Origin of the sequence: Mediterraneibacter butyricigenes (assembly GCF_003574295.1) — a bacterium.
Lineage (GTDB): Bacteria > Bacillota > Clostridia > Lachnospirales > Lachnospiraceae > Mediterraneibacter_A > Mediterraneibacter_A butyricigenes.
In genome coordinates this window covers 2,184,446-2,207,669 of sequence record NZ_BHGK01000001.1, presented here as the reverse complement: position 1 = coordinate 2,207,669, position 23,224 = coordinate 2,184,446, and the positions used below count along the sequence as shown (strand labels likewise).

The following is a 23,224-nucleotide window of genomic DNA, read 5'->3' as shown; positions in this document are numbered from 1 at the left end:
GGTACCACCCTGATTAATGTCACTGCACCTGCCTCATCCGAAACAGTTTCATCCTTCGTTTCCCTGATGGAGCTTTCTGACATTCACTCTTTTCTCTTTAACGCAGAGAATACGCCTCATTTTCATGAAGCGGCTCCGGGGCCGGTTCCATACTGCTGCACAAAGACTTTCACCATCCGTCTTCTCTCTGAAGTGTGCCGGTATTTACTATTCCCTTTCTTCGCCTGTTATCATTGTGATTCTACCCGATAAATATTGCTCTGTCAAGCTTCCCCTTGCATCATTTCCCGCAAATTTCGGGTCATCGCTTCCGAATCATCGCGTTCAGAGATTGCTCCGCGTAAATCCTTACTTTCGAATCTCCAACAGCTTCTCCCGAAGTTCTCCTTCCATCCGCAACATTTCATTTTCTGCTTCCAGACGTTTCTTTCGTCCCTCTTCCTGAATCTGCATCACCTCATCGAAGGTACTGATCAGGGACGCATTTGTCTGCTGCAGAGTTTCGATATCTACGATTCCACGCTCGGATTCTTTCGCCGTTTCCACGGTAGCCAGCTTTAATTTCTCTGCATTTTTCTTCAGCAGCTCATTGGTCATATCTGTCACTTCTCTCTGAGCTGCTGCCGCCTGACTGGAATGTTCCACTCCGAGAGCCAGAACCATCTGGCTCTTCCACAGCGGAATCGTATTCACCAGCGTGGACTGAATCTTTTCCACCATCATGGTATCATTGCCCTGAACCAGACGAATCTGCGGAGCCGTCTGCATGGCGATGGTCTTGGTCAGCTCCAGATCATGAAGCTTCTTCTCAAAGCGGTTACACATGGCATCCAGATCTCGTGCTGCCTGCGCATCCTCTGCCAGACCGGTCTGTTCTGCCTTTTGCAGAAGTTCCTGCAACTCTGTGGTACGTACCTGTGCCAGCTTCTTCTTACCTGCCAGCACATACATGGTCAGTTCTTTGAAATAAGTAAGATTCAGTTCATACATCTTGTCCAAAAGCGCAATATCCTTCATCAGCAGGACCTGATGATTCTCCAGCACCTTGCAGATCTGGTTTACATTCGCCTCTGTCTTCGCATATTTTGCCTTCATGGTTGCCACTTTATTCGAAGCCTTTTTAAACAGTCCGCGGAATCCTTTTTCCTCTTCCTCGTCAAAGTTTTTCAGCTCTTTGACCACACCAGTCAGCAGATCCCCGACTTCTCCCATATCTTTGGTCTTTACATTTTCCAGAGCTGTCTCTGAAAAATCCGCCATCTTTTTCTGGGTTCCTGCACCGTACTGCAAGATCATGGCAGAATTGGTCAGGTCGATCTGAGCTGCAAATGCATCCACCGTCTTTTTCTCTTCTTCTGAAAGAATGCTGTCGTCAAACGCCGGTTCTTCCGGTGCAGCAACTGCTGCCACTTCCTGTTTTTCCTCTGCCGCAAACGGTTCCAACGTCAGGGTTGGGGTTGTATCAAATTCCTTAAATTCTTCGCTCATAAATTTCTCCTGTTCTTTATCTGTCAAAACTATGTCACTCTTCCTTTTTCTGAAAATCATCCGGTCCCAGGCCTTCCTGTGCCAGCATCATTTTCAGCACAGAAATATCGGAAGATACATCCCACGCCGTTTCCTGAAACAGGCTGTCCAGCAGTTTTTCAAAAGCTGTATTCAACGTATCCAGGGTCTCTTCTATCTCCCGTTTGGATGTTGCAATATTTTCTCCCTGTACCGGCTGACGATCCAACTCTTCGTAAGCCTCCAACAATTTCAGCGTCGTCGGCAGGTAATAACTCATCAGTTTCTGCGTCTCTCCCACGACCTGAGGATTCTGCTCTACCCGATCAAAGATTCGGCCGATGAGCATCTCCATCCGTGCAATCTTTGCGGAAATCTCCTCGCCCGGAATCGCATCATTGCAGGCATGGATCTTCCTGATATATTCTTCCCCTTTTCTGACAATCGCTTCCACTTCCGGAGACAGATCTTTCTTCCGCTCCTCTGAAGTCACGCCCTCTGTTGACTGCACTTTCTTATCTTTCGCTGCACCGGCTGTCGCACCGGATTCTGCTTTGCCTGCTTTCGTTTCTTCCTGACGTTTCCGGTATTCCTCCATCACGCTCCGGTACTGTTCGTAAGCCTGATCACTGAGCATCAGACATTTTTCCTGGGCATCCAGTCTTCCCTGACTGAACCATCCGCTCTCAATCATTTTCTTTACATCTTTTAAGACCTGTTTTGGCTTTTCACCGGTTTGTTCCGCCAATTCTTTCAGATCACAGTACTCTCTGCTGCCCAGAATCTTCTGATAATTCCGGAATCGTTTTACCAGCCCCAGCTTTTTCACGCCTCCGGCTGCAATCCCTGTTCCCACCAGAAACAACACACCAAATGTCACGATCAGCGCCCAGAATCCGGCACTGACAATCCCTCCTGTCAGCAACTGCACCACCGCCAGCATCAGTGACATTCCGAGAAATACAATTCCGATGCCACCGCCGGCGATCGCCAGCGCAATTCCACCAGCCTTTGCTCCTGTGGTCTTCCCGTACAGTTCCACTCCGGTTTCCCCATATGCGTCTCTGTGCGTATCTCCATCTGTATGCGTATATGAGGAACCATGATTCTCTCTTCCGGTTCGTCCCGCTTCCTTTGTCTCATTATATTTATAACCAAGATCCTGATCAAACCCTACTGGATCGACTCCGCGCGACGTCCGCTGTCCACCATGCATGGCCGCATCGATTGTATTGGTGATCGTCTGGTTTAACCGGGTGAAATCCCAGGAATCTACAGCGTCCTGTACGGATCTTCGAATTTCTTCTCCAAATCGTTCCCAATCTCCGTTCTCCATGAAAACCTCCCATTCCATTGACAAGATATCTTCTTTGTAAGATAATCTTTTTTGTACGATATTTTCGTACTCCGCAGAATCTGCCACCGGCAGCTTCTTTCGGATGCCTTGCAACTTAAAAAGGTGTGCTGAACACTTTCTTTCATATGCTTTGGCAGCTAAATTTAGTATAATCAGATTTTAAGTATGAGTCAAGAAACAGTCAAGAAACGGATGGTGAATTATGAACCCTGAAATTATATACGAAGATAAATATATCATTGTCTGTGTGAAACCCGCCGGAATCGCAACACAGAGCAAAAAAATCGGAGCCGAAGACATGGTCAGTCTTCTGAAAAAGCACCTGGCAGAGGAATCCGGATCCTCCGGAGAACCTTACCTGGCGGTAATCCACCGTCTGGATCAGCCTACTTCCGGTCTTCTGGTCTTCGCCAAGACAAAAGAAGCCGCAAGAGATTTAAACCGACAAATCCGCGAAAAAACATTCGGAAAATTTTATCTAGCGGAACTTCGCAGCATTCCCATCCCAAGGGAGGGAACTCTGGAGCATTACCTGGTCAAGGATCCACACAAAAATATCATGCATGTCTGTGATGCCGATACACCGGGAGCCAAGCTAGCCCGTCTTTCTTATGCCGTTGTTCAGATCAATGACGATTCCAGTTGTATCGCAGAAATCGCTCTTGATACCGGACGCCAGCACCAGATCCGTGCACAGATGAGCGCGATCCACTGTCCGCTTGCGGGAGATTCCAAATACGGAGCACCGGATCCGCAGCATAAGACTCTGGGACTGTATGCCTGTCGTCTGACCTTCCGGCATCCCCATTCTCAGAATGCATTGTCTTTCAAATGGGATCCATTTCGCTGATGGAAATAGAGTTACAGTTCAAAAAATCCCAAAAGAGCTGCCCGCAAACCTGTGCGGACAGCTCTTTTTTACATTTCCCTCTTACATTCTTAACTTACTGTTTTCCCTATGAAGTCGTATCGATCGTGTCTTACAGTTCGTTGATTGCAATTGCTTCAGGTTCTTCCTGTAAAAGTTCTTCGTATTTTACAAGAATCGTCGACTGAATCTTCTCACGAGTTGAAGAATTGATTGGATGTGCAATATCGCGGTACTCACCGTCTACCGCTTTCTTACTGGGCATTGCAATAAACAATCCCTTTTCTCCCTCAATCACTTTGATGTCATGAACTACAAATTCATCATCAAGTGTAATGGAAACCACTGCTTTCAGCTTCCCCTCTTTTGCAACTTTCCTTACGCGTACATCCGTGATTTTCATACCCTCCCAGCTCCTTTCAACATGCTGTATCTTCCGATGAACTATTATAAGGCGTATCTTTCGTTCTTTTCGATAACAACCTTCACGCCGTTTTCCCCGACATGGCGTGTATTTGCTCTGATTGTTCCACGACTTTCCACGATGCAGTTTTCAATGTAAGTATTGTCGCCAAGATATACATCATTCAAAATAATCGAGTTCTTGATCACGCAATTATTTCCCACAAATGTTCTCTTAAATAATACAGAGTTCTCAACATTTCCATTAATGATACTTCCGCTTCCTACCAGACAGTTCTTTACTACGGCTCCCGGATTGTATTTTGCCGGCGGCAGATCACTGACCCTGGAAAATACTTCCGGATACTCTTTAAAGAAATAGTTTCTGGTCTCAGGCTTGAGGAAATCCATATTGGTTCGGTAATAATCCTCCACTGTCGAGATGTTGCTCCAATAGTTCTCTATTTTATAACCGTATATCTTTTTCAGATTCTTGTAGCGAATCAGAATATCGGTTACAAAATCATATCGGTCTTCCTCCGCACAATGCTCGATCAGATCGATCAGAAGTCGTCTGCGGATAATATAGATTCCGGTGGAAATTGTGCGGGAATTTGCCACCATCGGTTTCTCTTCAAACTCTTCAATCCGAAAATTCTCATTCATATGCACCGTACCGAAACGGGTCGCATCCTCTCCCGGTGCAAGATCTTTGCATACCACAGTAATATCTGCCTTTTTATCGATATGATATTCCAGTACCTTGTTGTAATCCATCTTGTAGACGGCATCACCGGAGGTAATGATCACATAAGGCTCATGACACCGTTTCAGGAAATCCAGATTCTGATAGATCGCATCCGCGGTTCCCCGATACCAGTATCCATTGTCTGCCGTAATGGTCGGGCTGAAGACATAAAGTCCTCCCTGCTTTCTTCCGAAATCCCACCACTTGGAAGAGTTCAGATGTTCATTCAGTGATCTTGCGTTAAACTGCGTCAGTACCGCAACTTTCTGGATATGAGAATTGCTCATATTACTCAGTGCAAAATCAATCGCACGGTAGCTTCCTGCCACCGGCATCGCTGCCACTGCTCTCTTTGCTGTCAATTCCTGCATTTTCCTGCTGTTTCCTCCAGCAAGGATCAAACCTACTGCTCTCATGATCTTTCACCTGCCTTTATCAATGTTTCTCCGCCTCCAAGAACTCCGTCCTTGTAATCTTCCGGTGTTGTCACGCCACTGATGGCAGTATTCTTGCCGATCTGTACTCCCGATGGAATCACGGAATTTTCTCCGATCGTAACCAGACCATGATTATAAATATCCGGTTTTTCTTTATTTGGAATTTCGCCTCCGATACCGATCGTTACATGATCTCCGACCTTCGTATCCTCCGCGATAATCGCCTTGTCTACCACACATCCTTTTCCGATGGTCACGCCCTGCATGAGAATGGAATCTCTGACAACCGCGCCCTCTTCAATCGTCACCCCTGCTCCGATCACAGAATTGCGAACTTCTCCGTAGATCTCACAGCCATTGCTGATCAGGCTTCGTTCTACCATAGCCTGTCCGGAAATGTACTGCGGCGGAAGAGAGGCAGCATTGGTGTAAATCTTCCAGAATTCTTCATAAAGATTAAATTCCGGAATGATATCGATCAGTTCCATATTGGCTTCCCAGTAAGAACTTAAGGTTCCCACATCTTTCCAGTAGCCATTGTATTCATAAGCGAACATTCGCTTGTCCTGTCCGTGACAGTACGGGATGATATGCTTTCCGAAATCACAGTTCTCCTGTTTGGAGAGATCCAGAAGTGCCTGCTTTAATACCGGCCAACTGAAAATGTAAATTCCCATAGAAGCAAGATTGCTGCTCGGATGCTCCGGTTTTTCCTCAAATTCTTTGATCTGATGTGCATCATCCGTCACAACGATTCCAAAACGGCTGGCCTCTTCAATCGGAACCGGCATCGCCGCAATGGTCACATCCGCCTGATTCGCCTTGTGGAAATCCAGCATCACTTCATAATCCATTTTATAAATATGATCTCCGGACAGGATCAGTACATAGTCCGGATGAAAGGTCTCTATGTAATTCAGATTCTGGTAAATCGCATTGGCTGTTCCGGTATACCACTCACTGTTCCCACTCTTTTCATAGGGCGGTAAAATGGAAACTCCACCTACATTGCGATCCAGATCCCACGGAATTCCGATTCCGATATGGCTGTTCAGACGAAGCGGTTGATATTGCGTCAGAACGCCCACGGTGTCAACACCTGAATTAATACAGTTGCTGAGCGGAAAATCAATGATACGATACTTGCCGCCAAATGCAACTGCCGGTTTTGCTACTTTCGCCGTCAGTACTCCCAGGCGACTGCCTTGTCCACCTGCCAGAAGCATGGCAATCATTTCCTTTTTCATCATGTCGTCACCTCATTTCTAGTTAGTGCATTTATTATATCATACTTTCCATCATAATAAACATATTTTACAAAAAAACCACCGTTTTTTTACATCTTTTGTTTAAATAATACAATAAAGTGGCACTTGGTTTTTTTCCCATATCTAGTTATAATATATAGGAAAGCGTTCTAAAATATGACTATAATTTTAAAAGGAAGGAACTTGTATCATGTACAAGATAGATTTTCAGAAACCCATCCACATTCATTTCATCGGAATCGGCGGAATCAGCATGAGCGGACTGGCAGAGATTCTGCTGGAAGAGGGATTTGCCATCTCCGGTTCTGATATGAAAGAGTCTCCGTTGACCAAGCAGTTAGCGCAGAAAGGTGCCCTGATTTCTTACGGACAACGTGCAGAAAATATTTCCGACGATATTGACGTTGTGGTTTACACCGCAGCCATCCATAAAACAAACCCGGAACTGATGGAGGCCGTCTCCCGAAAGATTCCGATGTTGTCAAGAGCTGAACTTCTCGGACAGCTCATGACCAACTATAAGACACCGATCGCAGTTTCCGGAACCCACGGAAAGACGACCACCACTTCTATGATCTCTCATATCCTTCTGGAAGGCGATGAGGATCCAACCATTTCCGTAGGTGGCATTCTTCAGGCCATCGGAGGAAATATCCGTGTGGGACATTCACAGACTTTCATCACAGAAGCCTGTGAATACACCAACAGCTTTCTTCACTTTTTCCCGAAGATCAGCGTCATTTTAAATATAGAAGAGGATCATCTGGATTTCTTTAAAGATCTGGAAGATATCCGTCATTCTTTCCATCAGTTTGCAGCGCTTTTGCCTTCTGACGGAACTCTGGTGATCAATTCCGATATCGACAACTATTCGCAAATCTACGAAGGACTTTCCTGTAACGTTGTCACCTACGGTCTTCACCACGATGCGGATTACGGCGCATCCAACATCACTTTTGATGAAAAGGGTGCCGTATCTTTTGATTTGATCAAGCACGGAACCGTCACAGACCATATCGTACTGGCTGTTCCCGGCAACCACAACGTATCCAATGCCCTGGCTTCCATTGCAACTGCAGAGCTTTTAGGTATTTCCATGGATATCATCAAAGCCGGTCTTCTGTCCTTCCACGGAACAGACCGACGATTCGAATATAAAGGTACCTTCCAGGGTGTCACTGTCATTGATGATTATGCACATCATCCGACAGAAATCGCTGCTACCTTAAAAGCTGCACAGAATTACCCGCATAACACTCTGTGGTGTGTATTCCAGCCTCATACCTACACCCGCACCAAGGCATTCTTCCGTGAATTTGCCGAGGCATTATCCCATGCGGATCATGTGGTTCTGGCGGATATCTACGCTGCAAGAGAAACCGATGACCTCGGAGTCTCTTCCGAAGGACTGGCAGAAGAAATCAAAAAGCTAGGGGCAGACGCCACCTATCTTCCGAGCTTTGAAGCCATCGAAGATTTCCTTCGCGAAAAATGTATCCACGGGGATCTGTTGATAACTATGGGAGCCGGAGACGTTGTAAATGTGGGCGAAGACCTGCTTCACTAAAAGTTATCCACAGTTTCCACACAAAGTTATCTACAAAAAACCCTAAAGAGGCGGACAATTCCCTCTTTATTATCCATCCTCGCCAATGCTATAATACTTTTACACATAAAATATAGAGGGTGGCATTTCATGAAAAAATTAACGATCAGAAATAAATTTCAGAATAACGCAACGATGATCTCCAACGAGTTCATCGACCATTATATGACGGAGGCCAATGGCGAATTTGTAAAAGTTTATCTTTTTTTGCTGCGCCATCTTGACGATTCCTGTTTTGATATGTCGATCAGCCGGATCGCCGACTGCCTGAACAATACAGAGAACGATATCATCCGCGCATTCCGCTACTGGGAATCCCACGGACTTCTGTCTCTGGATTCTGACGCAGAGGGCAATATTACCGGCATCTGTCTCCAAAAGACCGCATCTGCGACCGGCATGAACGCGCAGGATCGCATCTGTTCTCCTGTCAGCCCGGCAGTTCCGGCCGGTTCCTTAGCAACTCCGGTTGTTCCGTCAACAGCTTCCGCACCGGAAGCCGTTCCGACAACGGACAAGCCCGCCGGAAGTTCCAAAGCGATTCCTCTGAATTCGTTCCGGACACAGCGGGAACTGAAAAATCTCTACATTATAGCGGAACAGTATCTCGGAAAGACCCTGACCGCAACAGAGATTGAGACGATTACTTATTTCTATAAAGAGCTGGGATTGTCAGCCGATATCATTGATTATCTTTTGGCATCCTGTGTCGAAAACGGTCATAAAAGCATTCATTACATACAAAAGGTAGCGCTTTCCTGGTCTGAGGCCAAGATCACAACGATTGAAGAAGCAAGGATGTACTCCTCCAGCTACAACAAGAACTGCTACACCGTTCTTAACGCATTTGGAATCAAAGGCCGTGCACCGGCCGCTTCTGAGGTTGCTTATATCGAGAAATGGACCGGAGAATATGGATTTACACTGGATATTATCAAAGAAGCCTGCGATCGAACCATCGCCGGAATCCATCAGCCCAGTTTCGAATACGCAGATCGTATTCTTTCCAAATGGTCCAAAAGCGGAGTCAGACATTTACAGGATATCGCTCCGTTAGATCAGGCTTTCCAGAAAGCCCGTTCAGAGAAGAAGGCTTCCAAAGCAGTTTCCGCTGCTTCCAAGAACCTGAACAACTTTGAGCGTCGCGCTTACGACATGGATTCTCTGGAAGCTCAGTTACTGAAAACAAACTGAAAAGATTCAAAGATTCATCAGACTCGATGATTCAATGATTTTAATATTTAACTTCATGTTTTACCATTCGAAAGGATTTGACATTTTGGGACTGCAACCATCACAGTATCAGGCAATCATGCGCATCTATGAAAAGCGTCAGTTTGTAAGCCACGACATTCAGACTTCCCGCTATCAGGAAGTCATTCGAAAAGTACCGGAATACAAACACGTTGAAGATGAAATATCCTCTGTCTCCGTACAATACGGTCGCAGACTCTTAAGCGGGGAAGAATCTTCTACCGGTTCTCTTCATGCTACGCTTGATTCTCTGAGCAAACAAAAGGAACGCCTTTTAACAGCCGGTGGTTTTCCCGAAGATTATCTGGAACCGGTCTATGTCTGCAAAGACTGCAAAGATACCGGTTATATTGGCAACCAGCCTTGCCATTGTTTGAAGAAGATGATGATAGAGACCTTGTATCAACAGTCCAATTTAACGTCTGTTCTGACACAGGAGAATTTTTCTACCTTCAATCTGAATTATTATTCTGACAGTTTTATAGATCCCAAGACCAACCGTTCTTCACGTGCCATTATGTTGGATGCACGGAAGACCTGTCAGGGATTTGTAACTGATTTTTCCGGTTCTTCTCCCAACCTGCTTCTTTATGGGGATGTAGGAATCGGGAAGAGCTTTCTGACACACTGTATCGCCAAGGAACTGATGGATCAGGGCTATTCTGTTCTGTACTTTTCCTCTCCCGACTTTTTCTCAGTCTTCGAGCGAATCACTTTCCACAAAGACGATACGGATGCCCGTGCAATTTATGAATATATTCGCGATTGCGATTTACTGATTATAGATGACCTTGGTACGGAGATGACCAACAGTTTTATCACCTCTACTTTTTTCTCCTGTATCAACGAAAGACTGCTCTCAAAAAAATCTACCGTGATCTCTACCAACATCACTCTGGACACACTTGCAGATCTTTATACCGAGCGAACATTCTCCCGAATCACCAGCAGTTATACGATGCTGAGACTCGTTGGAGATGATATAAGAATAAAGAAAAGATTAATGAACAGGGAGGACGCATAATGTTACGTCGAACAGAAAGAACCTTAGACAACATTCCAGTAGGATCCTTGGGGATGATTCCCCTCGTTGGCTGCCAGGATATGGGCGCCAAAGTCAATGACTATATCATCAAATGGCGAAAAGAGGATGCTCCGGAGCACACACAGGATATTGCTTTTTCCGGATACACAAGAGACACCTATCTGATTGATGCAGATGTCCCACGTTTTGGTTCCGGTGAAGCCAAGGGTATCATCAAAGAATCTGTCCGCGGTATGGATATGTATCTTCTGGTAGATGTGTGCAATTACAGCGTACGCTATTCTCTTACCGGCAATAAAAATTATATGTCTCCGGATGACCATTTCCAGAACTTAAAGCGTGTAATTGCCGCAATCGGAGGAAAAGCAAGACGTATCAACGTTATTATGCCATTCCTTTACGAAAGCCGTCAGCACAAGCGTAACGGCCGTGAGTCCCTGGACTGTGCCCTCGCACTGCAGGAACTGGTTCGTATGGGCGTAGACAACATCATCACCTTTGATGCCCATGATCCGCGTGTACAGAACGCAATCCCGCTTAGTGGATTTGAGACTGTCCCATCCACTTATCAGTTTATCAAAGGCCTTTTAAGAAAATATGACGACCTGAAAATCGATGCCGATCATATGATGGCAATCAGCCCGGACGAAGGCGGCACCAATCGTGCTGTATACCTTGCAAACGTCCTTGGACTGGATATGGGTATGTTCTACAAACGTCGAGACTACACAAAGGTTGTCAACGGACGCAACCCGATCGTAGCCCACGAATTCCTGGGATCTTCTGTAGAAGGCAAAGATGTAATCATCATCGATGATATGATCTCTTCCGGAGAAAGTATCATTGAAGTAGCTACAGAACTGAAAAAGAGAAAAGCAAAACGTATCTTCGCAGCCGCTACATTCGGACTGTTCACCAACGGAATGAAGAAGTTTGACGAAGCTTATGAAAAAGGCATCATCACCGGTATCCTGACCACCAACCTGGTATATCAGACACCTGAACTTTTGAGCCGTCCTTACTATATTAACTGCGATATGAGTAAATACATCGCTCTGATCATCGACACACTGAACCATGACGGTTCCATCAACGCTCTGCTGAATCCAAACGAGCGTATTCAGCATGTGCTTAAGAAATATGCTGACGGAGAGCCAATCTAAGAATCTAAGCACTGCTTAAATCAATCTTGTTCGGTATATTCTACCATTTAAAATCACTTCAGTCGGGGCAGAAATTCTGTCCCGGCTGTTTTTTCCTATGGGGCTATAGGACAAAATGTGCTGATGAAAAACATTATCCTCCCGCAAAAGGTTGCAACGGGAACCGCTGTTAGTATTCTGATAACCACAGACACAAAAATTCCCTCTAAAAAAGGAAAAGCCCCACTCTAATAAAGTGAGTCTTTTCCTTTTATTCTTCTGGAAGGGACTGCAGCCTTACACTAACGTTTCTCCTCTGCTGAGTGAATCTGTGACGGATCTGCCGGTCCACTACACATGCCGCATGCACCGCAGTTTCCACCGCAACTGTGCTTTCCTGCCTTTTTATCCTTATACAGGCTGCGGATCACAAGTCCAACAATCACAACCAGAACCAGTGCTACAAAAAATGTTCCAAGATTCATAAAATCCCCTTCTTTCGCTAAGCCTTTTTGTCAGATACCTGGAAACAAAGAGCGGATCTTTCTCTGATCCGCTCTGTTCTTATTCTAAATAACTCTATTCTTATTTATGTGCAGCCACACTGGAAATATTCGTCTTCAGAGAATTGCTTTCCTTGTATGGTCTGAACAGCATGTAGATAAATCCTACAATGATCAGTGCTGCAACGATCACACCAACACCGAATGTTCCGGTTGTGATCAGAGTTCCGATCTGGTAAATGCACAGGGATACAAGATATGCAAGACCACACTGATATCCGATTGCGAACCAGAACCATTTTGCACTGTTCATCTCACGCTTGATAGCTCCCATTGCTGCGAAGCAAGGTGCGCACAGAAGGTTGAATACCAGGAAAGAATATGCAGCAACCTGTGTCATGCTGTTTGCCAGATTTCCCCAGATTTCCGCACCATCTTCTGCTACTTCTGCAAAACCAAACAACTGTCCGAAAGTACCTACTACATTCTCTTTTGCTACAAGACCTGTGATTGCTGCAACTGCCATCTTCCAGTTACCCCATCCAAGAGGAGCAAAGATCCATGCGATCAGGTTACCGATCTTAGCCAGGATACACTCAGCCTGAGCAGCTTCCATTGCTGCACCTTCCAGACCATCGAAGTTCAGCATACCAAATCCTGCATCTGTCCATCCGAAGTTCAACAGGAACCAGACAATGATAGTAGACAGTGTGATGATTGTTCCGGCCTTTTTAATAAAGGACCATCCACGCTCCCACATACTTCTCAATACATTTCCAACTGTCGGCCAGTGATATGCCGGAAGCTCCATAACGAATGGTGCCGGATCTCCAGCGAACATCTTGGTCTTCTTCAGGATGATACCAGAAACGATAATTGCTGCAATACCTACAAAATAAGCACTCGGTGCTACCCAGGAAGCTCCATCAAACAATGCACCTGCGATCAGAGCGATGATCGGAAGTTTCGCTCCACATGGGATAAAGGTTGTTGTCATAACGGTCATCTTACGGTCACGGTCATTCTCAATTGTACGGGAAGCCATAACACCAGGAACACCACATCCGGTACCGATCAGCATCGGGATGAAGGATTTTCCTGAAAGACCGAATTTACGGAAAATACGGTCCATAATAAATGCTACACGCGCCATGTAACCACAGGACTCAAGGAATGCAAGGAAAATAAACAGTACCAGCATCTGAGGTACGAAACCAAGTACAGCACCAACACCGGAGATGATACCATCAACGATCAGTCCTGTCAACCAGTCTGCGCATCCGATTCCTTCAAAGAAGCTCTGCGCCGCCGGAATGATCCACTCACCAAACAACGTATCATTGGTCCAGTCTGTCAGAATGGAACCTACGGTTGTTACAGATACATAATATACAATATACATTACAACTGCGAAGATCGGAAGTGCCAGCCATCTGTTGGTTACGATTCTGTCGATCTTATCAGAAGTTGTCAGAGTTTCTTTGGATCCTTTTGTCAGACATCCGCCGATGATAGAAGCGATATAGTTATATCTTTCGTTGGTAATGATACTTTCGGAATCATCATCCATTGCGTTCTCTGCTTCTGTGATGATGCTTTCTACATTCGGTGCAGATTTCATTGCTTCACCGATCTTGTCATCACGCTCAAATAATTTGATTGCGAAGAATCTCTTCTGAGATTCCGGAACTTCACTGCCGAGTTTTCCTTCAATCTCATCCAGATAATGCTCTACTTCTGCTGCAAATTTATGAACCGGAGCTGCTGCATTCTTGCTATTTGCTGCTGCAACGGCTGCTTTTGCTGCTTCCTGGATTCCGGTACCTTTCAAAGCAGAAATTTCTACAACCTGGCATCCCAATTTCTTGGACAGCTCTTTGATATTGATCTTATCGCCTTTCTTTGCAACAACATCCATCATGTTGACGGCCATAACAACCGGGATTCCCAGTTCCATCAGCTGTGTGCTTAAGTACAGGTTTCTTTCCAGGTTGGTTCCGTCTACAATATTCAAGATCGCATCCGGGCGCTCTGTGATCAGGTATGTTCTTGCTACAACCTCTTCCAGCGTGTATGGTGAAAGGGAATAGATTCCCGGCAAGTCCATGATTACGACTTCCTTATCGCCTTTCCATTTTCCTTCTTTTTTTTCAACAGTTACTCCAGGCCAGTTACCTACAAACTGGTTTGCTCCTGTCAATCCATTAAACAGTGTTGTTTTACCACAGTTCGGATTTCCGGCAAGTGCAATTTTCACTCCCATTTTTCTTCCTCCTAATTCTAGATCAATCTGCTTACACCGACGTTCTTATGTACAGGTAAAACCTATGCAATCTCAATCATTTCTGCATCAGCTTTTCTCAAGGACAATTCGTATCCTCTTACCGTTACTTCCACCGGATCTCCCAGAGGTGCAACCTTACGTACATAGACTTCTACGCCTTTTGTGATTCCCATGTCCATGATTCTGCGCTTTACAGCACCGGTTCCATGAAGCTTTACTACCGTAACAGTCTGACCAACTTTTACTTCTTTCAGCGTCTTCATTCCTTTTCTCCTTTAAACCATAATTTTATTTGCAATCCCCTGGCTGATCGCCACACGGGATTCCTTCACTTGAACAATAATGTTTCCCTGGTTTGTCGATACGATCATGATCTCCTCACCGATATGAAATCCAAGGCTTTCGAGGAACTTTTTTGTCTCTGCCTTGCCTCCGATTCTCTTAATTGTCACAGGCTCTCCGGCCCCAACCATCGTCAATGGCATCCTTCTTCCTCCTTTTTCTATCCTAGATCTGGACACGCATCTCTTTTCGTATCAATTCCATATCTTCCAAGAGTTGTACGGTCCGATATACCGTGGCAATTCCAAGTGTAGAATCCTGTTTTTTTGCTTCATAATAGATTTCCTTGCAACTGGAATACTCATGCCGCAGTATGATACTCAGCAATAATTTCCTCTGATTTGTGATCCTGCGTTTGTCCGCACGCAGTTGTCTGATGACCTCGTTTAATCTTTCTTCCTGACTCATGCGCTTCTCCTGTTCAACTTCAAATTGATACTGATTATCATTTGCAGACATTATTATATTATCAATGATAATAATTGTCAATATCAATGTTTATACTTTTTTAATAATTGGCAAAGTGTTAAAATTCCGTTTTCCTTATTGATAATTTTTTTGTTAATTCAACGTTTTTTATCATTTACCTGGTTATTAAAAAAAGAGGTGAATTATCTGGCATTTGTTTTGCGTGTTATAGGACAAAATGTGTTGATAAAAAACAGTATCCTCCCGCAAAAGGTTGCAACAGGAACCGCTTATGCTTGCCTTATGCATTCCTTTTGCGAAAGAACTTTTGTTATACACTAAAAAAGTTTCACTGAACCATTTTGTCGTATGCCTGGCAACAAAAAGATCCCTCCGGAAAGATTTTACTCTTTCCCGGAGGGATCTTCTAAGATCTCTTATTCTTTATTCTTCGTCGAATACGATTTCTTCATCCAAATCTACATCCATGTCATCATCAAACGCGATGTCATTTTCCATCAGCATGTCTGTATCAAGGCGAACATCACGGTATTTCTTCATACCCGTTCCAGCCGGGATATGTTTACCAATGATTACGTTTTCTTTCAGACCTACCAGGTGGTCTACTTTACCCTTGATTGCTGCTTCTGTCAGTACCTTTGTGGTCTCCTGGAAGGATGCGGCTGATAGGAAGGAATCGGTTGCAAGAGATGCCTTTGTAATACCAAGCATGATCTGCTCTCCGACTGCCGGCTCTTTACCTTCTGCTTCCAGAGCCTCGTTCACTTCTTCCATCTCCAGTACATCAACCATGGAGCCTGGCAGGAATTCGGAATCTCCTTTTTCCTCTACCCGGACTTTCTTCAGCATCTGACGCACGATAACCTCGATATGCTTATCGTTGATTTCTACACCCTGCAGACGGTATACACGCTGTACTTCCTGTAGCATGTAATCCTGCACAGCACGACGTCCTTTAATCTTCAGGATATCATGTGGATTTACACTACCTTCTGTCAGCTCGTCTCCTGCTTCCAGAACAGCACCGTCCTGCACTTTGATTCTGGATCCGTATGGGATCAGATATGCTTTGGACTCACCCGTCTCGTTGTTGGTTACGATGATCTCACGTTTCTTTTTAGTATCGTTGATAGTTGCAATACCGGCAAATTCTGTGATGATTGCAAGACCCTTCGGCTTTCTTGCCTCGAAAAGCTCTTCGACACGAGGAAGACCCTGTGTGATATCGTCACCGGCTACACCACCGGTATGGAACGTACGCATGGTCAGCTGTGTACCAGGCTCACCGATGGACTGAGCAGCGATGATACCAACTGCTTCACCAACCTGAACAGCCTCACCAGTTGCCATGTTGGCACCATAACACTTGGAGCATACACCGTTCTTGCAACGGCAGGTAAGAATGGTACGGATCTTCACCTGTTCCAGCGGATTTCCGTTCTCATCTACACCCTTCTTCATGACTCTCTCCGCACGACGAGGTGTGATCATGTGATTTGCTTTTACTAAAACATTTCCATCTTTATCTTTGATGTCTTCGCAGGAGAAACGTCCTGTAATACGCTCCTGAAGACTCTCGATCTCTTCATTTCCATCCATGAATGCTTTGACATACATTCCCGGAATCGGCTGACCCGGTTTTGCACAGTCGCTATCATGAATGATCAGTTCCTGAGAAACGTCTACAAGACGTCTGGTCAGGTAACCGGAATCGGCGGTACGAAGTGCGGTATCGGACATACCTTTTCGAGCTCCATGCGCAGACATGAAGTACTCCAATACGTCCAGACCATCACGGAAGTTTGACTTGATCGGCAACTCGATGGTACGACCTGCTGTATCGGCCATCAAACCACGCATACCAGCCAGCTGTTTGATCTGTTTATCAGAACCACGGGCTCCGGAATCGGCCATCATGAAGATGTTGTTGTATGCATCCAGACCATCCATCAGAGCTTTGGTCAGCTTATCATCGGTTATTTTCCAGGTTTCTACAACTTCTTTATAACGCTCTTCCTCTGTGATCAAACCACGCTTGTAGTTCTTGGTGATCTGGTCTACGATGTCCTGAGCTTCCTGGATCATCTGCGGTTTCTCCGGCGGCACAGTCATATCGGAAATGGATACAGTCATAGCCGCTCTGGTAGAGTATTTATAACCGATTGCCTTTACGTTATCCAGCACTTCAGCTGTCTGTGTTGCTCCGTGTGTATTGATAACTTTCTCAAGGATCTGCTTTAACTGTTTCTTTCCAACATGGAAGTCAATTTCCAGAAGCAGTTCGTTTCCTTCTACTTCACGATCTACAAATCCAAGATCCTGCGGAATGATCTCGTTGAAGAGCATACGTCCCAATGTAGCGTCAATGGTGCCGGTCTTAACGGTTCCGTCCGGCATCTCTTTGCTGACACGTACTTTGATCTTAGAATGCAGGGTAATATATCCGTTTTCATAAGCCAGGATTGCTTCGTTTAAGCTCTTGAAGAATTTGCCCTCTCCAATGGATCCCGGTCTTTCCTGGGTCAGATAATAGATACCAAGTACCATATCCTGAGAAGGAACGGCTACCGGTCCACCATCGGACGGTTTCAACAGGTTGTTCGGTGATAACAGCAGGAAACGGCACTCTGCCTGAGCCTCTACGGACAACGGTACGTGAACCGCCATCTGGTCTCCATCGAAGTCGGCGTTGTAAGCGGTACATACCAACGGATGCAGCTTGATTGCCTTACCTTCTACCAGGATTGGCTCGAATGCCTGAATACCAAGTCTGTGCAATGTGGGGGCACGGTTCAGCATAACCGGATGCTCCTTGATAACTTCTTCCAGCACATCCCAGACTTCCGGCTGAAGTCTTTCTACCATTTTCTTTGCATTTTTAATGTTGTGAGCGGTTCCGTTTGCAACCAGCTCTTTCATAACGAATGGCTTGAACAGCTCAATCGCCATTTCTTTCGGAAGACCACACTGATAAATCTTCAGTTCCGGTCCAACGACGATAACGGAACGTCCGGAATAATCCACACGTTTTCCGAGCAGGTTCTGACGGAAACGTCCATTCTTACCTTTCAGCATGTCGGACAGAGATTTCAGGGCACGGTTTCCTGGTCCTGTAACCGGACGGCCACGACGACCGTTGTCGATCAGGGCATCTACTGCTTCCTGAAGCATACGTTTCTCGTTGCGGACGATAATGTCCGGAGCACCAAGCTCTAACAGTCTCTTCAGACGGTTGTTACGGTTGATGATACGTCTGTACAGGTCATTCAGGTCAGAGGTAGCAAAACGTCCACCATCCAGCTGAACCATCGGACGAAGATCCGGCGGAATTACCGGGATTGCTGTCAGGATCATCCACTCCGGTTTGTTGCCGGATTCACGGAATGCTTCCACAACATCCAGACGTTTCACGATACGTGCACGTTTCTGTCCGCTGGCATTTTCCAGTCCTGCCTGAAGTTCTTCATATTCTTTTTCCAGGTCAATGGCTTCCAGAAGTTCTTTGATTGCTTCTGCACCCATTCCTACACGGAAAGAGCTTCCCCATTTTTCTTTTGCTTCCTGATATTCCTGTTCGGAAAGTACCTGCTTATACTGCAGATCACTCTCACCTTTATCCAATACAATATAAGATGCGAAATACAGGACTCTCTCCAGTGTTCTCGGAGAGATATCCAGAATCAGACCCATACGGCTCGGAATCCCCTTGAAGTACCAGATATGGGAAACCGGTGCTGCCAGTGCGATGTGTCCCATACGCTCACGACGAACGCTGGATTTGGTAACTTCTACACCGCATCGGTCGCAGACAACGCCTTTGTAACGGATCTTTTTATATTTACCACAGTGGCACTCCCAGTCCTTGCTGGGTCCGAAGATCTTTTCACAGAACAGACCGTCTTTTTCCGGTTTCAGCGTTCTGTAATTAATCGTCTCCGGCTTGGTAACCTCGCCTCTTGACCACTCCAAAATCTTTTCCGGTGAAGCCAGGCCGATTTTGATTGCATCAAAAGTCAAAGGCTGATATTGTTGTTCATTATTACTTGTTGGCATATGAATTGGCTCCTCCTATTCTTCGTCATCTGAATACTCTTCGAACTCAATGGTATCTCCGAGATCATCCAGATCGTCCTCCGTTTCCTCTTCTACATCCTGCAGCTCTTCGCCTACGAATTCCTGCTGTGTAAATCCATGTTTTCCATAGGATTCATTATCGTTGCGATATCTGCGATCGCCTTCGATAATGGAATTCAGATTGGTGTCACCATAGTCTGCCGTTTCCATGATCTCAACTTCTGTGTTGTCATCACGGAGTACACGGACATCCAGTCCCAGGGACTGCAGTTCCTTCAGCAATACCTTAAAGGATTCCGGAATTCCCGGCTCAGGGATATTCTCACCTTTGATGATCGCTTCGTATGTCTTCACACGTCCGATCACGTCATCAGACTTCACTGTCAGGATCTCCTGCAGGGTGTAGGATGCACCATACGCCTCCAGAGCCCAAACCTCCATCTCTCCGAAACGCTGTCCACCGAACTGAGCTTTACCACCCAGAGGCTGCTGTGTAACCAGAGAGTAAGGACCGGTAGAACGTGCATGGATCTTATCGTCTACCAGATGATGCAGTTTCAGGTAATGCATGTGTCCGATCGTAACCGGGCTGTCGAAGAATTCTCCGGTACGTCCGTCTCTCAGACGAACTTTTCCGTCTCTGGAAAGCGGAACTCCCTTCCAGAGCTTTCTGTGGTCACGGTTCTCATACAGATAATCCATTACCTCAGGAAGCAATTCTTCTTTATGTTTCTTTTCAAATTCTTCCCACTCCATGTTGACATAATCATTTGCCAGATCCAGAGTGTCCATAATATCTTTTTCATCTGCACCGTCGAATACCGGTGTGGAAATGTTAAATCCAAGTGCTTTTGCTGCCAGAGACAGGTGAATCTCCAGGACCTGTCCGATGTTCATACGTGACGGCACACCCAGTGGGTTCAGCACGATATCCAGCGGACGTCCGTTCGGCAGGAACGGCATATCTTCTACCGGAAGTACACGGGAAACCACACCCTTGTTACCATGACGTCCGGCCATCTTATCACCGACAGAGATCTTTCTCTTCTGAGCGATGTAAATGCGGACTGCCTGGTTTACTCCCGGAGACAGCTCATCTCCGTTTTCTCTTGTGAATACTTTTGCATCCACAACGATACCATATTCACCGTGCGGTACTTTCAGAGAAGTATCTCTGACTTCACGGGCCTTTTCACCGAAGATTGCACGCAGCAGCCTCTCTTCGGCTGTCAGTTCTGTCTCTCCTTTCGGAGTTACTTTTCCGACCAGAATATCTCCGGCACGGACTTCTGCACCGATACGGATAATTCCACGGTCATCCAGATCTTTCAGTGCTTCGTCACCCACACCAGGAATATCACGTGTGATCTCTTCCGGTCCGAGCTTTGTATCACGGGCTTCTGCTTCATATTCTTCGATATGGACAGAAGTATAAACATCATCCTGTACCAGACGTTCGCTCAACAGAACGGCATCCTCGTAGTTATAACCTTCCCAGGTCATGAATCCGATCAACGGGTTCTTTCCAAGAGCCATCTCACCGTTGGAAGTAGACGGTCCGTCTGCGATTACATCACCGGCTTTGACTACATCACCCTTGGTAACGATCGGTCTCTGGTTATAACAGTTGCTCTGGTTGCTTCGCTGGAACTTGGTCAGCTTGTAAGTTTTACGTTTGCCGTCATTCTGTCGAATAATAATCTCAGTAGATGCAGCGCGTTCTACCACACCGTCTTCTTCTGCTACAACGCAGACACCGGAGTCAACGGCTGCCTTTGTCTCCATACCGGTACCGACAACCGGAGCTTCGGTCATCAGAAGCGGTACTGCCTGACGCTGCATGTTAGATCCCATCAGCGCACGGTTGGCATCGTCATTTTCCAAGAAAGGAATCAGTGCAGTAGCCACAGAGAATACCATCTTCGGAGAAACGTCCATGTAATCGAACATTCTTCTCTCATATTCCTGTGTCTCTTCTCTGTAACGACCAGATACGTTCTTGCGGACGAAATGTCCTTCTGCATCCAATGCCTCATTCGCCTGTGCTACATGGTAATTATCTTCTTCATCGGCTGTCATGTATACAACTTCGTCTGTAACCACCGGATTTGCCGGATCTGTCTTGTCAATCTTACGATACGGAGCCTCGATAAATCCGTACTGGTTGATTCTTGCGTAACATGCCAGTGAGTTGATCAGACCGATGTTCGGTCCCTCAGGAGTCTCGATCGGGCACATTCTTCCGTAGTGAGAGTAGTGTACGTCTCGCACTTCGAATCCGGCACGATCTCTTGACAGACCACCAGGTCCCAATGCGGAAAGACGACGCTTGTGAGTCAACTCACCAAGCGGGTTGTTCTGATCCATGAACTGGGACAGCTGGGAAGAACCAAAGAATTCTTTCACGGCTGCTGTTACTGGTTTGATGTTGATCAGAGACTGCGGAGAAATATTATCCTGATCCTGGGTTGTCATTCTTTCACGAACCACACGTTCCAGTCTGGACAGACCGATTCTGTACTGATTCTGAAGAAGTTCTCCAACCGCACGGATACGACGGTTACCCAAATGGTCGATATCATCATCATTACCCATACCATATTCCAGATGCAGGTTGTAGTTGATAGATGCCAGAATATCTTCTTTTGTAATGTGTTTCGGAATCAGGTCGTGGATATCTCTGCGGATCAGATCTTTCAGTTCCTCGATATCCCCTGCGGATTCTTCCAGAAGTCCTGCCAGAACCGGATAGAATACCTGCTCTGTCACACCGACTTCTTCCGGATCAATGTCCACAACACTGTTAAGATCTACCATCATATTGGAAAGGATCTTAATATCTCTGGACGCATCCGGTCCTTCTACCCATACATACGGAACTGCTGCATTCTGAATCTCATCTGCCAGTTCTCTTGTCACAACGGTTCCTTTTTCAGCTACCACTTCACCTGTAACAACACTGACTACATCATCTGCCAGAGTCTGTCCGTTGATACGGTTTCTTAAGGCAAGTTTTTTATTGAATTTATAACGTCCGACTTTCGCCAGATCATAACGTCTCGGATCAAAGAACATGCTGGTAATCAGACTCTCTGCACTGTCCACGGCAAGCGGCTCACCCGGACGGATCTTCTTATACAGCTCAAGAAGACCTTCCTGATAATTCTCAGCAACGTCCTTTCCAAAACTTGCAAGGATCTTTGGCTCTTCTCCGAAAAGATCTATGATCTCTGCATTGGTTCCGATACCAAGGGCACGGATCAAAACAGTGATCGGCACCTTTCTGGTTCTGTCTACACGCACATAGAAAACGTCATTGGAGTCTGTTTCATATTCCAACCACGCACCACGGTTAGGAATAACAGTACTGGAATAAAGTTCTTTACCCAGCTTATCGTGTGCGATTCCGTAATAGATACCAGGGGAACGAACCAACTGGCTGACGATAACACGCTCAGCACCATTGATCACAAAGGTTCCCGTCTTTGTCATCAGCGGAAGATCACCCATGAAGATTTCATGTTCATTGATTTCGTCTGTATCCTTATTATAGAGACGAACTCTCACCTTCAGAGGCGCCGCATATGTTGCATCTCGTTCCTTGCACTCATCAATCGTGTACTTCACTTCATCTTCGCAGAGCTTGAAATCCACAAATTCCAGACTTAAATGACCGCTGTAATCTGCGATTGGGGAAATATCGTCGAGAACCTCTTTCAAACCTTCATCCAGAAACCATTCATAAGAATTCTTCTGGACTTCGATCAGATTCGGCATCTCTAATACTTCTTTTTGTCTGGAATAGCTCATACGAGAACTTTTTCCGTTTGTGATGGGACGAATTCTGTTTTTCTCCATATTGACGTTTCACTCCTCATTTATTTTTTTACAGGTTCCATATTTAACCGTTTATACTGCATTTACGTTTTCATTGTACAAGACGCACGATCCTGTATAAC

17 protein-coding genes and 1 other annotated feature (1 of these 18 only partly in view) are annotated in these 23,224 nt (G+C 45.7%); of the genes, 5 read left to right on the top strand and 12 right to left on the bottom strand.

Translation table 11 applies throughout. From position 1 onward, the window contains the following. Positions 1 to 230 (bottom strand) — a binding site (T-box leader) (it extends 22 nt beyond the left edge of the window). Between the two features lie 118 nt (positions 231 to 348). After that, positions 349 to 1,488: a toxic anion resistance protein gene (locus KGMB01110_RS10890; RefSeq protein ID WP_117888681.1), complete on the bottom strand. Its 1,140-nt coding sequence runs from the start codon at positions 1,486 to 1,488 to the stop codon at positions 349 to 351. Positions 1,489 to 1,522: 34 nt separating this feature from the next. Continuing rightward, positions 1,523 to 2,842 (bottom strand): 5-bromo-4-chloroindolyl phosphate hydrolysis family protein, encoded by a 1,320-nt coding sequence (locus tag KGMB01110_RS10885; protein ID WP_119299195.1) that lies wholly within the window; start codon positions 2,840 to 2,842, stop codon positions 1,523 to 1,525. A 223-nt stretch (positions 2,843 to 3,065) separates the two neighbouring features. Between KGMB01110_RS10885 and KGMB01110_RS10880 the strand changes: the two genes are divergently transcribed. After that, positions 3,066 to 3,713, top strand: coding sequence for an RluA family pseudouridine synthase (locus tag KGMB01110_RS10880; protein WP_117603642.1), 648 nt, complete (start codon positions 3,066 to 3,068; stop codon positions 3,711 to 3,713). 130 nt (positions 3,714 to 3,843) lie between these two features. On the opposite strand, the gene spoVG is transcribed toward KGMB01110_RS10880, so the two are convergent. The 3 genes from spoVG to KGMB01110_RS10865 are packed head-to-tail and all read right to left on the bottom strand — an operon-like array spanning position 3,844 to position 6,568. Continuing rightward, positions 3,844 to 4,134, bottom strand: coding sequence for a septation regulator SpoVG (gene spoVG / locus KGMB01110_RS10875; protein WP_117603641.1), 291 nt, complete (start codon positions 4,132 to 4,134; stop codon positions 3,844 to 3,846). Between the two features lie 44 nt (positions 4,135 to 4,178). Then, positions 4,179 to 5,297 carry a glucose-1-phosphate adenylyltransferase subunit GlgD gene (gene glgD / locus KGMB01110_RS10870; protein WP_119298331.1) on the bottom strand — a complete coding sequence of 373 codons (1,119 nt, stop codon included), beginning with the start codon at positions 5,295 to 5,297 and terminating at the stop codon, positions 4,179 to 4,181. Beyond that, positions 5,294 to 6,568, bottom strand: coding sequence for a glucose-1-phosphate adenylyltransferase (locus tag KGMB01110_RS10865; protein ID WP_117603639.1), 1,275 nt, complete (start codon positions 6,566 to 6,568; stop codon positions 5,294 to 5,296). The genes glgD and KGMB01110_RS10865 overlap by 4 nt, the downstream gene beginning before the upstream one ends. A 208-nt stretch (positions 6,569 to 6,776) precedes the next feature. Here KGMB01110_RS10865 and murC point away from each other — a divergent pair, with 208 nt between their 5' ends. The 4 genes from murC (at position 6,777) to KGMB01110_RS10845 (ending at position 11,654) form a co-directional block, all read left to right on the top strand. Beyond that, on the top strand, positions 6,777 to 8,153 hold the full coding sequence (gene murC, locus KGMB01110_RS10860) for a UDP-N-acetylmuramate--L-alanine ligase (RefSeq protein WP_117888527.1): 1,377 nt from the start codon (positions 6,777 to 6,779) through the stop codon (positions 8,151 to 8,153). A gap of 129 nt (positions 8,154 to 8,282) precedes the next feature. After that, entirely contained in the window at positions 8,283 to 9,386 is a 1,104-nt protein-coding gene (locus KGMB01110_RS10855) for a DnaD domain protein (protein ID WP_117888528.1), read from the top strand. A gap of 85 nt (positions 9,387 to 9,471) precedes the next feature. Further along, positions 9,472 to 10,470, top strand: a complete 999-nt coding sequence (locus tag KGMB01110_RS10850) for an ATP-binding protein (protein WP_119298329.1) — start codon at positions 9,472 to 9,474, stop codon at positions 10,468 to 10,470. Continuing rightward, on the top strand, positions 10,470 to 11,654 hold the full coding sequence (locus KGMB01110_RS10845) for a ribose-phosphate pyrophosphokinase (protein WP_119298327.1): 1,185 nt from the start codon (positions 10,470 to 10,472) through the stop codon (positions 11,652 to 11,654). The genes KGMB01110_RS10850 and KGMB01110_RS10845 overlap by 1 nt, the downstream gene beginning before the upstream one ends. A 281-nt stretch (positions 11,655 to 11,935) precedes the next feature. Here the strand turns inward: KGMB01110_RS10845 and KGMB01110_RS10840 are convergent, their stop codons facing one another. The 7 genes from KGMB01110_RS10840 to rpoB all read right to left on the bottom strand — a co-directional run bounded on the left by KGMB01110_RS10840 (position 11,936) and on the right by rpoB (position 23,123). Next, positions 11,936 to 12,118, bottom strand: coding sequence for a FeoB-associated Cys-rich membrane protein (locus tag KGMB01110_RS10840; protein ID WP_117603634.1), 183 nt, complete (start codon positions 12,116 to 12,118; stop codon positions 11,936 to 11,938). Positions 12,119 to 12,218: 100 nt separating this feature from the next. Then, positions 12,219 to 14,399 carry a ferrous iron transport protein B gene (gene feoB, locus KGMB01110_RS10835; RefSeq protein ID WP_119298276.1) on the bottom strand — a complete coding sequence of 727 codons (2,181 nt, stop codon included), beginning with the start codon at positions 14,397 to 14,399 and terminating at the stop codon, positions 12,219 to 12,221. Positions 14,400 to 14,461: 62 nt separating this feature from the next. Continuing rightward, the gene (locus KGMB01110_RS10830; RefSeq protein WP_117603632.1) at positions 14,462 to 14,683 is read right to left on the bottom strand and encodes a FeoA family protein; all 222 of its coding nucleotides are present in this window, start codon (positions 14,681 to 14,683) and stop codon (positions 14,462 to 14,464) included. Positions 14,684 to 14,695: 12 nt separating this feature from the next. Further along, entirely contained in the window at positions 14,696 to 14,905 is a 210-nt protein-coding gene (locus tag KGMB01110_RS10825) for a FeoA family protein (protein ID WP_117603631.1), read from the bottom strand. Positions 14,906 to 14,927: 22 nt separating this feature from the next. Continuing rightward, entirely contained in the window at positions 14,928 to 15,170 is a 243-nt protein-coding gene (locus KGMB01110_RS10820) for a transcriptional repressor (protein ID WP_117603630.1), read from the bottom strand. 444 nt (positions 15,171 to 15,614) lie between these two features. Continuing rightward, positions 15,615 to 19,244, bottom strand: coding sequence for a DNA-directed RNA polymerase subunit beta' (rpoC, locus tag KGMB01110_RS10815; protein WP_117603629.1), 3,630 nt, complete (start codon positions 19,242 to 19,244; stop codon positions 15,615 to 15,617). Positions 19,245 to 19,259: 15 nt separating this feature from the next. Next, on the bottom strand, positions 19,260 to 23,123 hold the full coding sequence (rpoB, locus tag KGMB01110_RS10810; RefSeq protein ID WP_117603628.1) for a DNA-directed RNA polymerase subunit beta: 3,864 nt from the start codon (positions 23,121 to 23,123) through the stop codon (positions 19,260 to 19,262). Positions 23,124 to 23,224 lie beyond the last annotated feature (101 nt).